Origin of the sequence: Bradyrhizobium jicamae, from assembly GCF_018130215.1 — a bacterium.
Taxonomy (GTDB): domain Bacteria; phylum Pseudomonadota; class Alphaproteobacteria; order Rhizobiales; family Xanthobacteraceae; genus Bradyrhizobium; species Bradyrhizobium jicamae_A.
Genome location: NZ_JAFCKQ010000007.1, coordinates 70958 through 83338, shown reverse-complemented (window position 1 = coordinate 83338; position 12381 = coordinate 70958). Strand labels below are relative to the sequence as shown.

Genomic DNA, 12381 nt, shown 5'->3' with positions numbered 1-12381 from the left:
ATGACAACGCTTCCCGCCTTGCGAGCGCCTGCTTGCATCGAACCACGCCTCGAGCGACTGAGCTTCACCGGCCACAAGGCGGGCGTGACCCGCCGCGCCTTCATCTTCGGCTGCCTCAGCGTGGTCGCAGGCCAGGTGGCCAATCTGCTCGACAGGCTCGCGCAATTGCCACTGCTTCGAATCCGGTTTCCCTGACGCGCTCTTTGTTCGAGCATGATCTCCGCGCAAACGCGTCGCGCTTGTCGCGAGGGAAAACCGCTTCGCGCCTGTCCGGATCATGCGCTACAGCCACTTCGAAACGGTGAAGATCACGAGGCCGACCAGTCCTCCGACCACGGTGCCGTTGATCCGGATGAACTGCAGGTCGCGGCCGACCTGCAGTTCGATGCGCGTGATCAGCGTTTCGGTGTCCCAGTTCTCGACCACTTTCCGGATGAAAGCCGCAATCTCCTGTCGCCGCGACGCGACGGTGCGTAGCGCGGCGACCCGCAGCCAGCGATTGATCCGGTCGCGCAGCTCGGCGTCGTCGCGGATCCTCGTGCTCACCGACATCAGCGCCGCCTCGATGGTCGCGGCAAGGGTCGTCGAGGTGGCAGCCGAATTCAGCCGCGTCTCGATCGCGCCCCACATCGCGTCGATCTGACGTATCACGGCTGGATTATCGAGTAATCGCTGCTTCATTTCCTCGCCGCGGGCGAGGAATTCGGGATCTGTCGCCAGCCGGTCGATCAGGCACTCGACCTCGGCCTTGAGCTCGATGCGCCAGGGGTGGCCCGGCTCGCGCAATTCCTCGAGGGTCTGGCTGACGCCACTGATGACGCGGTCGGCGACGATGCCGTCGACCCATTTCGGAACGAACCGATAGGAGCGTTGCGAGACCTTCTGCTTGATCGTGTCGCGGTTGTTTGCGAGGGCCGTGCTCGCCGAGGTGATCAACCGCTCGATCACCGCCTGCGCGTCGCCATGTGCCCACAACAGCGTCAGCACGCGTGAAGCCAGCGGGGCGGCCTGAACCGCAGCGAGGCCGTGCAGGGTCTGCCGGCTCAGGAACGCGTTGACCTCGTCGCGCGGGGTTGCCCGCAGGGCCTGCTGGAAAGCCGTGACGGCGCGCTGTGCCGCACCATGGGCATTCGACGGCCGCTCGATCCATTGCGCGCCCCATCCGGCGATGTCGACATCCCGGATGCGATCGCCGACCACGCGCGGCGACAGGAAGTTGTTGGCGATGAAGCGGCCAAGCGCGACTGCAATGCGCTGCTTGCTCTGCGGCACGATCGCGGTGTGCGGGATCGGAATGCCCAAGGGATGGCGAAACAGGGCGACAACGGCGAACCAGTCGGCGCAGGCGCCGATCATCCCGGCTTCCGCGAATGCGCGCGGATAGGCCAGCCAGGGCCACTGCGGCAGCGCCATCGAGGTCGCCAGGAAGACCAGCAGCATCACCACGAGGAGTGCCGTCGCCAGCGCCCGCATCCGGCGAAGATCACGCAGCCTGGTGTCCGCGGGCGTCGGCTCGGCGCCGATGGTCGTTCTATCGTACACCTGAAGCCGTCGCGACGCCGCGCGTCACCGCGAGGGTGCTCGCGATCGCGCTGTAATGTTGCCGGATGCCGGCGCTGCCATGGACACGCTCCAGCCGGCGCAGTGTGAAATGTCCTTTCGCAATGCGCTGGAAGTGATCCATGAAGATGATATTGACGGTGGCGCCGCACACCGCGCCAATGACGGGCACGGCGCCGGCCGCCACCTTGTCGGACACCACGAGGCCGAACCGGGAGACGATCTCGCTGACGAGATTGGAGATGACCGGAGCGGATGCATCGACCGCGCCGCGTTCCAGGATGTAGGCCGCCGCGTCGTTGGTGTATTTGCTGATCAGCGCGCGGGCGGCGTAATAGCCGATATCGACATTGTCCGATGTCCGCTTGGTGCCGTAGGCGAACACTTCGAGACAGGCCAGCCGCGCCTCGAGCTTCGACAGGTCCTCGCCCTCGTGCCGGGCGATCTCGGCGATCGCACGCAGCATCAGGGTGGTCGTGAGCGGCAGCTCGACCGCGAGCGCGCCGAAGCCGAACAGGCCGCTGATCCCTCCGGTCACCCCGGCCAGGAGGGACGAAAAGCCGACCGCCGGCGAGGGTGGCGGCTTCTCGTTGAGCGTGTCGACGGCAACGTCGAGCCCCTTCAGCACCGCCGAGCGCACGAGCCCGCTGAGCTGGCGGTTGGCGGCCCGTGGCAGGAGGTTCAGGACGCGGTTGACCGGGATGCCGGCGTAGTCGGCGATCTTGGCCGCAAGGTTGGGACTCTCGAGAGTTTTGACGGCGCGTTGCAGAGCCGCGTGATCGGCCGGAGGGAGGGGGAGCTGGCTGACATCCTGGCTCATTGATAGCGCAGAATTGGCCTTATGCCGTTCAGGCTCGCCAGGATGGCCGAGCCGTTGCTGATGAGGGCGGTCACCTCGGGCGTGATCAGGCCGCCGGGCAGGGCCAGTCCGAGCGCCAGCGTATTGAGCGCGGCGACGATGGAATAATTCTGCCTGATCAGGCTGACGGCGCCTTGCGAGATCTCGACTGCCCTGACAAGCTTCCACAGCGAATCCTCCATCAGGATGACGTCGGCGGATTCGTGCGTCACTTCGGCGCCGTGCTTCATCGCGATTCCGACATCGGCGAAGCTGAGCGCAGGCGAATCGTTGATGCCGTCGCCGACCATGGCGACGCGGCGTCCCTTGCGCTGCAGCTCCTGGATCACGCTGGCCTTGTCTGCCGGCAGCATGTCCGCGAAGTGCTCGGTCAGCCCCAGGTTGCTGCAGACGGCGCGCGCCACGACGGCGTTGTCTCCGGTCAGCATGATGCTGTTCTTGACCCCGAGCGCGTGCAGGCGCTGGATCACCGACCGGCTCTCGGCGCGGATCTCGTCGGAATAAGGCACGAGGCCGGCAAGCTTGCCGTCCACCGCGATGTAGAGGCTCGAAAAGCCGCGCTCGTCCAGCGCGGCGCGATCACCCAGCGCCTGGTCGACGGCGATCTCGCTCTGGCGCATGAAGCGCTGGTTGCCGACATGGAGGTAGTAACCGTTGACCTGGCCTTCGACGCCGAGGCCGAGGCGGTAGGTGGTCTCGTTGCATGGCGGGATGTTGACGGCGAGCTGCCGCGCCCTGGTGCGCAGCGCCTCCGCGACCGGATGTTGGAGCTTGGTCTCGGCCGCCGCGGCGAGCCCGAGCAAATGGTTCGGCGTGATGTTCCTTTGATAGGAGATGACGTCGATGACCGCCGGCGTGCCATGGGTCAACGTGCCGGTCTTGTCGAACACCATGGTGTCGATTCCGGCGAGCTTCTCCATGTGGCCGCCGCTCTTGATGATCATGCCGGTTCGCGCGGCAAGCGTCATCGAGGACAGCACGGAGGTCGGCGCCGCGACACGGATTCCGGTGCCGTAGTCGACGATCACCAGCGACAGGAAGCGGTTGAAATCGCCCGATACCATCGCGGTGCCGGTGGCGAGTGCCAGCGTCGGGGTCACCAGCCGGTCGGCAAAGCGCTCGGCATGGTTCTGCATTCTCGTATCGCCGATCGGCGCCGACTCGATCAGGTGCACGATCTGGCCGGCCGTGGTGGCCGCTCCGACGCGCAGCGCGCGGAGCGTGATCTGGCCCTCGCGGATGACGGTGGCGGCGAAGGCGGCCTCGCCCTTGCCGCGATGCACCGGCAGGCCTTCGCCCGTAATGGTCTTCTGATCGATGGTGGCCGAGCCTTCGATGATCTCGCCGTCGACCGGGATCATCTCGCCCGGATAGACCACGACGATGTCGCCGGCCTGGAGCTCGGCGGCCGGGATCGAGACGACCTCGCCGTCACGCAGCAGCCAGGCCGTCTTCGACTGGAACTCGAGCAGCTCGTTGATCGCCCGCCGCGAGCCAGCCGCGGTGAGGTCGCGGATCCAGTCGCCGAGCTTAATCAGCCAGGTGACGATGCAGCCCGCCATCGGATTGCCCTGGAGCACCGACGCGGTGATCGCGAGCGTGTCGAGCACATCGATGTTCAGCCGGTTTTCGTTCGACCATACCTTCCAGGCGCGCTTGGCGATGGGGATCGCGTTCCACAGCATCAGCGGCATGTTGATCGCCATGACCACCGGATTGGCGCTGAAGGCCATGAACAGCGACAGCGTCGGCAACGCCAGCGGCGACCGCCTGGAGACCTCGGGCGCGTTGGCGACGGGCGCGGCGACCGCATCCTGCATCGCACGGCTGCTCAGCGCCTTGAGGTCGGCGAGGCTCATGGTCTTGAAGTGCTCAAGCAGCAGCAGCAGCCTTTGCTCGTGCTTCAGATTGTATTCGAGAACGAGGCTGGCGCAGTCGTAGTTGATCCGCGCGCTCGCAATGCCCTCCTGCGTCTTCAGCCAGGCAAGGCACGCCTCACCCAGCCGGCGATTCTGCCCAAGCGCAGGAATGCTCAGGCGAATGCGCCCTGGCATCGAGTGACGGAAGCAGAAGTCCATGAGGTTGCACTCTCGCCGGTGGCGGGGTTAGGCCGTCGCGGGCGCCGGCTCTGCCTCGTCTTCCTTGGGCAAGTTGGCCTGGATCATGTGGTTGAGCGCGAAGACCGCCAGCGTGACCCACACCGGTGTCGCCGCGCTGGCGCCGACCTCGAAGATGGTGAAGCCGGCGATGCCGGTCGCGAGCAGGATTTTCAGATCGACCACGTTTCCGGTGGCGACCTTGATCCCCTTGTCGAAGTCCTTGAAGAAATCGACGATGACCCTGGCCGCGTGCGAATGCTCGGCGAGATACTCTGCTTCCTGCTCGATCTTGCTTGCCAATGCGTCGATCTCGTCAGATGGCGGCTTGTGGTGGCCGCCGGTGTGATGCTGCAGCCGGCCATGAAATTCGTCATGCCGCTCGGTGTCGTAATGGAGAACGACGCTTCCCGTCGTCGGGTTGACCGTCACTTGCTCGATGCCGGGGATAACGTTGAAGGTCTGCTTGATCTGTTCGAGGAGCTCGGGATTTTCCTTGGCAGACGGCACCTTTATGCGAATCCGGCCAGGAACCTGATGCGCAATCTGCAGCTTCATCTTGGTCATCGTATTCCTCCAGCAACTCGGGAGCCGGCGTCGGACACACATCATGCCGTCGTCAAACGCGATTGCACGCAGTGCCGCTGTCTTGGCTCGCGGAGACAGCCTCTCCGGCTGTCCCGCCCGGTCCGGATCAGGCCGCCGGCTGATGAGAGCGGCCGTCGGCCGCCTTCGCGTCGGTCGCCTGGCCTTCAGCTTTCACTTCCGCGACGATGTCGTGCACCTGCTCCTGGGCTTCGGCGAACATCTCGCGGGATTTCTGCGCGAACTTGTAGGTGCCGCGAACGGTGGACTTGAAGAGCGGATTGAGCGCATTACCCAGCTTCGGCAGGTATTTCGGCGCCGCGACCGCGGCAACGCCGAGTGCAAGTCCCGGAAGCAGGGCGGCTTCGAACACCGCTGCACCCACAGCCACCACTGCGACGACGGCAACCGTCTTGTTGATGCCGTTGCCCTCGTCGACGTTCTGGTCAACCGCATCGTGATCGTGAATCGCCTCGTCGTGACTACTACCATTGTGCTTCGGGTTCATCCGCAAATTCCTTGTAACGGCCTAACTGACTGCTCTTTCATCAATAACGGTCGATTGAAATGGATTCATGACACTTGAGTGACAGTCCTTCGAGGCCCATCGCCGCAGGGGTGACGGACAGCACATAGAGGGCTCATCGGCAGGTTCGTGACCGCGCCGCCGCGGCCGGCAGTCGTCCGCGCGGACGCCAGCGGACGCGTTGTCAGCGTCTAGTGTTTCTGCATTTGCATATTCCGGCGCCAGCGAGCGCCGCCGGTTATCGATCCCACGTCACCGGCAGGTCCAGCAGGCCGCGGAATGCCCAGCCTCCGATCCGCGGCGGCCTATCGTCGATCAGGCGCAGATTGGTCAGCCGCCTGAAGATCGCGGGCAGGGCGACGTCGGCGACCATGGCTCGGGAGGCCCAGGCGCCGGCGCAGAAATGCGGGCCCGCACCGAAGGCAATGCTCTTGCTGGCGTCGCGCCGCACGTCGAAGCGTTCGGGGTCGTTGAAATGCTTCTCGTCGCGGTTGGCCGAGCCGAACATCAGGAACACCCGCTCGCTGGTCTCGAACGCGACGTCACGGATGGTCCACGGCTTTGCGATCCGTCGCGGCGACATTCCGATCGGCGAGATCCAGCGGGCATATTCCTCGAACGCCTGCAACCACGGGATCGCACCGCTCGTCGCCAGCGCGAGCTGATCGGGATGGGTCAGGAGCGCCCATACTGTGCCGGCGATGGCATCGCGAGGCTCGTTCTGACCGCCTGATATCGCCAGCTTGATGTTGGCCCGGACGCTCTCCATCGGCATGCCGGATTGCAGCATCACGCCGAGCAGGCTGAGATCCGGCTTCCTGGTCAGCACCGGCACCATGTCGTCGATCGCGGCGTCGATGCCCGACGTCGCAGCATGGCAGCGGGCCTCGACCGCGGGATCGCCGGTATAATTGGCGATGCCGTCGATCATGCCCTGCGACCAGGCGTTCATGTCCTGGAAGCGCATGTTGGTGAGGCCGGTGATCGATTTCAGGCATTCGGCCGAGAACGGCAGCGCGAACGCCTGCACGAAGTCGACCACGCCGTCCGGGCGCAGCGCATCGAGGATGCGCGTGGCATGTCCGTCGAATTGCGCGGTCCAGTGCGATCTCACGGTTTTCGGCGAGATCGCCGGAAAGATCGCCTTGCGCTCGTTCATGTGCGCATCGCCGTCCTTGCGCATCATGTTGTGGCCCATCAGCTTGTTCATCAGCCCCTCGGGCTGATGCGACGAGAACACGTCGATCTGTTTCTCCGAGGCGAAGATGTCGTCGCGGCTGCACAGCAAGGTGCTGCCGAGCTGCGGCACGAAGGCGATCGGCGCCTCCTTCCGCAGGCGCGCCAGCGTCGGATAGGGATCCTGCCAGAAGGCCGGTACGTCGATGTCGAAATGCGGCGCGGTGCTCATGGTCTGGCTCTCTCTTCCCGCCGCACATTAGGCCAGGCCGGTCACCGGTGTCTGTCCCCATGGTTGGGGACAGCGTCCCGGAAATAGCACGGGTCAGTTCAACCGGTGCGCCAACGCCATGAGGCGCAGGACAATCGCAAACAGCTCGTTCTGCGAGGAGATGCCGAGCTTGTCGTAGGCGCGCTTGCGATAGGTCAGGGCCGAATGCAGGCCGATGCCAAGCTCGGCTGCGATCGCCTCCGAGCTCAGGCCGCAGAGGATCCGCAGGCAGACCTCCTTCTCGCGCCCGGTCAGGATCGCCAGCGGCTCTGCGGTTGCAAACAGCGCCTTCAGCCGCTGCATCGGATCGATGTCCGGCTCCGCGTCGTGCTGGAAGTGGCGCGCCACCGCCGCGCTGACCGCAGGAGCAACCGCGGTCAGTCGCGCGATCTGGTCGCGGGTGAAACGGCCCTGCGCGGTGATGCGGTAGAAATTGACGTAGAAGCAGGTGTCGTCGACCCAGATCGCGGAGGCGAACTTGTCCACGATGTCGGAATCGTCGAAGAAGATCTTGCGATAGCTGTCGTCGTACATTCGGCGGGCAAAGGTCGGCAGCACGATCGGCGCGCCTTGCGCCTGGCCCTCGAACACGGCGTCGCGGTTCGGATCGGCCCGGTGGAAATGCTCGGAATAGGCTACGCCGAGGTCGCGGCCGGTCGGGATGTTGCCGACGTCGAGCAGGCACGCGGCGGAGCGCGCGCCTGCAAACGAGAACACCATGCAATGGCCGACATCGGCAACGCGCCTCAGCGCGCCGATCAGCGCCTGCGGAAAAGCCTCGCGGCCGATCGCCAGCAGGGCCGGCGTGATGTCGCTGACCGCGGATGTCCTGAAGGCGAAATCTGCCTTCATGCTGTCCTCCGAATTGTTTCGGCAAGACTATCAGCGACATCGCTCGCGTGGAAGCAGCAGTACTATCGGTTGACGCGGGCCTGTCCACTCGTCGTTCCGGGGTTTCGCTCCGCGAGCCCTGGAACGACGGCGGGCGTCAGGCGCCCGGCACCTGGTCGAGGAAGCCGGTGATGCTCGTGATGCGGCCCTCCTTCAGCACGGCGAAATCCGTGCCCTTGATCGGGCTGTCGACGCCGTCCGGTCCGAGGCCCCAGGAGAAGCGGACATGGTCGCCGAATCCGTTGGGCTCGCCGATCAGCCTGAAGGTGAAGTCGGGGAACTTCTGCTGCACACCCGCGATCAGCGCCTCGACGCCGGCGTGACCATCGCCGCTCATCAGCGGGTCGACATAGCGTGCATCCGCCGTCCAGCTCTCGCTCAGCATCTCGCGACGGCGGCTCGGCGTACGCTCGTTCCAGAGTTCGATATAGCGGCGGGCGATTGTGGCATGGTCGGTCATTGCGTTCTCCTTCGATTGAAGCCGGATGGTTCGGCTGACCGCACTATCGAAGGTTCGCGCATGCCGATCGATTACCTCGGACGTCATCGCGCGCGCTACGGCGCGATTTTCAGCATCGCCTTCATGTTGGGATGGAAGCGGCAGTAATAATCAACCGTTCCAGGCTTCTTCAGCACCGCGCTCCCGGTCTTCTTCGGTGCCAGCATCACGTCGAAGTCGCCGTTCCTTGCCGTGGCGGTGTGGGCCACGATGTCCCTGTTGACCCATTCGATGGTGTCACCCACCCTGGCCGACACCTCGGACGGCGAGATCACAAGGTTCTGCATCACGATCTGTATCGTGGCCGCATGTGCCGGGACGGCCATCGCGCCAAACGTGAGAAAGGCAAGCGTCGCGAGATGGCGTCCTGACGACATGGCGTGGCTCCTACTTCAGGTCGGCCGCGACGTGCTCGGCATGCTGCTCGTGGCCCTGGAAGATCTTCAGGCCGGTTTGCAGCAGGCCCTTGAGCTCGGCGTTGCTTGCCGACGGGATCAGCTGTGTCTCCAGGGCGGAGTTGACGGTCTTGTGGTAGGCGACCTCGTTGTCGATGTAGGCCTTGTCGTAGGCGGCGCCCTTCAGCTTGCTGAGTTCGGCGAGCTTGTCGGCGGCCTGTTTCGACAGCGCCTTGCTGGTGTCGTTGTCTTCGGGCGTGACCTTCAGTTTCTTGACGAGGGCGAGCGCCTGCTTGTTCACCGCCTCATGGTCGCGCGCCATGTCCCTGGCGAACGCCTTGACCTCCTTGTTGGAGGCTTTCTTCTCCGCTTGCTTGGCGGCATTGATGTCGATCACGCCGGCAGTATAGGCAATATGCGCGATCTGGGGGTCGGTCAGCTTCGCGCCCTGTGCGAGCGCGGCGCTGCTCAACAGGCTCAGCGCGGCGACCGCGATGCTCAATCGAACGAACATGGTTTGACACTCCTGTGGCGCCGGAGATGGTGCCGGCGCGTGGTTGATCTCACAGGTGTTGGATGGCGCTGAAGCGGAGAGGTTCCCGAAAATCTAGGCGCTGTAGCCCAGCCGCTTCAGCACGGCGCCGGTCAGCCGCTCGCAGCGCTTGCCGGCAAAGGGAAAGGCCTCCAGCACCACCGGGCCGATCTTCTTCTCGACATTGTGGCGCAGCATGGTTCGAGCGCGGTGCAGGCGCGTCTTCACGGTTTCCGGCTTCAGATGGAGGAGTTCCGCGGTCTCCTCGACGCTCATGCCCTCGACCACGCGGGCAATGAAGACGAGGCGAAACGCCGCGGACAATTCGTCGATCGCATGTTCGACGATGTGCTGGATTTCGCGCTGGGCCATGGATTTTTCCGGATCGTCCACCGACGACAGTGGGAACTGGATGATTTGGGCTTCGAGGGCACCTGGCGGCAACTCGGACCACTCCACGCTTGGCGGCTCGCGACGCAGGCGGCCGAGCGCCTCGTTGATGGCGATCCGCGACAGCCAGGTCGACAGACTGGAGTCGCCGCGGAACTGGTCGAGATGGGTGAAGGCGCGGACATAGGCATCCTGGACCACGTCCTCGGCCTCGCCGTCGTTGCGCAGGATGCCGCGCGCCAGCCGGAACAGCCGGCGATTATTCGCCTGCATGATGGCGCGGACGGCGGCCTCGTCGCGGGCGAGCGCGCGCTTGACGAGCGCGGCGTCGCCCGCCCTGGCGGGCGCAACGGACGTTAGCTGGGCTTGTCGCATGGCGGGATCGCTCTCGTTCTTCGCAGCTTGCCCGCATTGGATGCTGCCGGGCCGGACAAGGTTCCCAAAAAAGTGGCCAAGGCTCGAACAATTCGGCCACCGGATCCAAGCCTACGGCTTGATATAGGCCTCGGGATCGCCGCGCGCGTGCGCCTCCATCGCATCAAGGAAGCAGCGCGCCTTCGCGGGGACGAATTGCCGGGCCGGCAGCAGCGCGTGGACGTTGAGGGGCTCGCAGGCATGATCCGGCAACAGCCGCCGCAACTGGCCGGCGGCCACTGCGGCGCGGGTGTAGCTCGCGGTCACCCGCAGCACGCCGTGGCCGGCGAGCGCCGCCTGCAGGCGGACATGCGCGTTGGAAGAGGTGAGGCGCGCCTTCTCGACATCGAGATGCTCGACGGCGCCGCCGGGTGCGGTGATCGCCCACGGCGTGTCGTTGGGACCTGTCAGCAGCGGCAGCTTCCTCAGGTCCTCCAGATTTCGTGGTTCGCCGAATTTCTCCAGAAGCGCTGGAGCGGCAAACAGCCCGCGCTCGAGGGTGAACACGCGGCGGATCACGATGCCGGCCGCCGGCAGCGGCGCCTCCAGCATCGCGAATACGATGTCGTAATTCTCGGCGATTGGATTGACGATGTCGTGCTCGACATCGATCCGGATCGAAAGCTCCGGGTAGCGGCTCATCACCGCGCAGGCGACCGGCCCGGCATGATGCGCGCCGAATTCGTAGGGCGCCTTGATGCGCAGCGTGCCGGCCACCGCGCTGCTCATCGCCAGCGCCTCGCTGTGGGTGTCGTGCAGCGCCGCGAACAGCGGGCGGACCTTGCGATAGATGGTCTCGCCGGCATCGGTCAGCCGCAAATGCCGGGTGGTGCGTTCGATCAACCGCAGGCCGAGATTGGCTTCCAGCCGTTGCACTGCAGCACTAAGGCTCGATTTGGGATGGCCGAGCACGCGGGCAGCGGCGGTGAAGCCGCCATGCTCGACAACCTCGCAAAACAGCTCCCAGTCGCGCCACTCCATGACGCGCGATTGTCCATGCAGCGGTACAGTGTGTCCAGCCAAATCGGATTATCCTGATGACGGAGATCACCTAACGTCGTCGCAACGGACATTGCATCGGGGAGGACGACATGGCCGACGACGACGGAATTTTCCTGCGCAACAGCTGGTATGTGGCGGCGTGGAATCACGAACTGATCGACGGCAAGAAGCTGGCGCGGACGATTTTGGAACGCCCGATCGTGCTCTATCGCGGATCGAGCGGAAAGGTCGTCGCGCTCGACGATCGCTGCTGCCATCGCGCCGCGCCGCTCTCGATGGGGCGTGTCGAGGGCGACGACATCAGGTGCATGTATCACGGCATGAAATTCGCCTCCGACGGCAAGTGCATCCAGATTCCCGGCCAGGACGTCATTCCCGCCAAGCTCGGCGTGCGAAGCTACCCCGTGGTCGAACGCTACAACATGATCTTCATCTGGACCGGGGATCCCGAGAAGGCCGATCCGAAGCTGGTCCTCGACTATCCGCCGCTCGAGGATCCGAAGTGGCGCGGACTGCCGGGCTATATGCACTACAAGGCCAACTGGCTCCTGATCGTCGATAACCTCAGCGACTTCGCCCATCTCGCCTTCGTGCACACCAACACGCTCGGTGGCTCCGAGGAGTATGCCTACAAGACCAAGCCGGTCGCGATCGAGAAGCTGGATGACGGCTTCCGCGTCGAGCGCTGGCACATGGGCGCCGAGCCGCCGCCGTACCACAAAAAGGTGATCCCGAACAAAACCGATCCGATCGACCGCCGCAACATCGGCCGCATGATCATTCCCGGCATCTTCACGCTCGACACCACTTTCGCGCCTGCCGGGCAGGGCGTCGAGAAGGGGGTCCAGGTTCCGGGCACGCGGTCATATCGAAATGCGCAGTTCATGACGCCGGAGACGCGCTCGACCACGCACTTCTTCTGGAACTATCTGCACGATTTCGACGTCGACAATCCGAACATCGCGCTCTCGCTGCGGCATTCCCTGGAGGAGGGCTTCAACGAGGACAAGGACATCATCGAAGCCCAGCAGAAGGTGTTCGATGCCGACCCGAACTATCAGCTGCTGGCCATCGGTGCCGACGCACCGTTGACCTACTTCCGCTGGTTGTTTGCGCGGAAGCTCGAGGCCGAGCGGAACGCGGCGCGTGCGGCATAATATTGATGGCGGCAGTCTTTATGGCTGC

At 64.7% G+C, this 12381-nt stretch carries 14 protein-coding genes; 2 read left to right on the top strand and 12 right to left on the bottom strand.

Annotation, left to right across the window (positions count from 1 at the left end; all coding sequences use genetic code 11):
- On the top strand, positions 1-195 hold the full coding sequence (locus JQ586_RS11375) for a hypothetical protein (protein WP_212394637.1): 195 nt from the start codon (positions 1-3) through the stop codon (positions 193-195).
- An 87-nt stretch (positions 196-282) separates the two neighbouring features.
- Here the strand turns inward: JQ586_RS11375 and JQ586_RS11370 are convergent, their stop codons facing one another.
- The 12 genes from JQ586_RS11370 to JQ586_RS11315 all read right to left on the bottom strand — a co-directional run bounded on the left by JQ586_RS11370 (position 283) and on the right by JQ586_RS11315 (position 11217).
- On the bottom strand, positions 283-1542 hold the full coding sequence (locus JQ586_RS11370; RefSeq protein ID WP_212394636.1) for a DUF445 domain-containing protein: 1260 nt from the start codon (positions 1540-1542) through the stop codon (positions 283-285).
- Positions 1532-2380, bottom strand: a complete 849-nt coding sequence (locus tag JQ586_RS11365; RefSeq protein ID WP_212394635.1) for an EcsC family protein — start codon at positions 2378-2380, stop codon at positions 1532-1534. The genes JQ586_RS11370 and JQ586_RS11365 overlap by 11 nt, the downstream gene beginning before the upstream one ends.
- Positions 2377-4497, bottom strand: a complete 2121-nt coding sequence (locus JQ586_RS11360; RefSeq protein WP_212394634.1) for a heavy metal translocating P-type ATPase — start codon at positions 4495-4497, stop codon at positions 2377-2379. The genes JQ586_RS11365 and JQ586_RS11360 overlap by 4 nt, the downstream gene beginning before the upstream one ends.
- A 27-nt stretch (positions 4498-4524) precedes the next feature.
- A complete protein-coding gene (locus JQ586_RS11355; RefSeq protein ID WP_212394633.1) occupies positions 4525-5082 on the bottom strand; it encodes an HMA2 domain-containing protein in 558 nt (185 codons plus the stop codon).
- Between the two features lie 127 nt (positions 5083-5209).
- Entirely contained in the window at positions 5210-5608 is a 399-nt protein-coding gene (locus tag JQ586_RS11350) for a DUF5132 domain-containing protein (protein ID WP_212394632.1), read from the bottom strand.
- A gap of 256 nt (positions 5609-5864) precedes the next feature.
- Complete coding sequence (locus JQ586_RS11345; protein WP_212394631.1) at positions 5865-7034, bottom strand: cytochrome P450; 1170 nt, start codon at positions 7032-7034, stop codon at positions 5865-5867.
- 93 nt (positions 7035-7127) lie between these two features.
- Positions 7128-7925, bottom strand: a complete 798-nt coding sequence (locus JQ586_RS11340; RefSeq protein ID WP_212394630.1) for a helix-turn-helix transcriptional regulator — start codon at positions 7923-7925, stop codon at positions 7128-7130.
- A gap of 136 nt (positions 7926-8061) precedes the next feature.
- The gene (locus JQ586_RS11335) at positions 8062-8424 is read right to left on the bottom strand and encodes a nuclear transport factor 2 family protein (RefSeq protein WP_212394629.1); all 363 of its coding nucleotides are present in this window, start codon (positions 8422-8424) and stop codon (positions 8062-8064) included.
- Between the two features lie 95 nt (positions 8425-8519).
- A complete protein-coding gene (locus JQ586_RS11330; protein WP_212394628.1) occupies positions 8520-8840 on the bottom strand; it encodes a cupredoxin domain-containing protein in 321 nt (106 codons plus the stop codon).
- 10 nt (positions 8841-8850) lie between these two features.
- Positions 8851-9372: a DUF4142 domain-containing protein gene (locus tag JQ586_RS11325; RefSeq protein ID WP_212394627.1), complete on the bottom strand. Its 522-nt coding sequence runs from the start codon at positions 9370-9372 to the stop codon at positions 8851-8853.
- Between the two features lie 93 nt (positions 9373-9465).
- The gene (locus JQ586_RS11320; protein ID WP_212394626.1) at positions 9466-10155 is read right to left on the bottom strand and encodes an RNA polymerase sigma factor; all 690 of its coding nucleotides are present in this window, start codon (positions 10153-10155) and stop codon (positions 9466-9468) included.
- Between the two features lie 111 nt (positions 10156-10266).
- Complete coding sequence (locus JQ586_RS11315; RefSeq protein ID WP_249147484.1) at positions 10267-11217, bottom strand: LysR family transcriptional regulator; 951 nt, start codon at positions 11215-11217, stop codon at positions 10267-10269.
- A gap of 68 nt (positions 11218-11285) precedes the next feature.
- Here JQ586_RS11315 and JQ586_RS11310 point away from each other — a divergent pair, with 68 nt between their 5' ends.
- The gene (locus JQ586_RS11310) at positions 11286-12353 is read left to right on the top strand and encodes an aromatic ring-hydroxylating dioxygenase subunit alpha (protein WP_212394625.1); all 1068 of its coding nucleotides are present in this window, start codon (positions 11286-11288) and stop codon (positions 12351-12353) included.
- Positions 12354-12381: the final 28 nt, after the last annotated feature.